Below are 691 nucleotides of genomic sequence, written 5' to 3' on the forward strand. Positions count from 1 at the left end.
CCGGGTCCCCGGCCAGCACCAGCCGCGCCCCGTCCGGCAGCGACTCCACGAGCAGCGCCGCCGTCTCCACGTCGAGCTGCGGGGCGTCGAGTACCACGAGCAGGTCCAGGTCGAGCGCGCCGTCGGCGTCCCGTCCAGGCCCCTCGGCGCCGGACAGCAGCCCGGCCACGGTGACGACGCCCTGGGCGTCCGTCTGCGCGGGACCAGCCTCTCGTGCGGGCTGCCCGTCGCCCTCCCCGGGCCCGCCCGCCTGCGCGGGGCCTCCTGCCTGCCCGGACGGCTGCCGAAGCAGCTGGGCGAAGTCGTCCCGGCCGAGCGGGCTGTGGGTGGCGGCCCAGGCGCGCAGCCCGAGACCGCGTGCCTCGTGCAGCAGCCGGGCCGGCTCGACGCGGGACGCCTCGCCGCCGGTGAGCAGCACCNNGAGCCCCGAGCGGAGGCGGCGGCCCGCTCCCAGCCTTCGGCGGGACCGTCCTGCTTCGGCACGGAGTTGACCAGCCGGGCCAGTCCGTCGGCGAGGCTCTCCTCGGCGAGCGCGTACCGCTCCAGGCCGACGAGGACCCGTACCGGGCGCTCCGCCTCGTCCTCGCCGCCGTCCCCACCGCCGTCCTGGGCGGCCGGGGTCCCCGGCTCGTCCAGGGCGTCCTGGAACGCCAGGGCGTCGCCCTCGGCGAGCGCGCCCTGCAGGGCCGCG

General features: G+C 79.1%; 1 pseudogene (cut by a window edge). It reads right to left on the minus strand.

Annotation, left to right across the window (positions count from 1 at the left end):
- A pseudogene (locus BZY54_RS46475) lies at positions 1–691 on the minus strand (DNA helicase RecD); its annotated part reaches 345 nt to the left of the window's first position; the annotation flags it as partial.

The organism is Streptomyces carpinensis (genome assembly GCF_002154505.1).
Taxonomy (GTDB): Bacteria; Actinomycetota; Actinomycetes; order Streptomycetales; family Streptomycetaceae; genus Streptomyces; species Streptomyces carpinensis.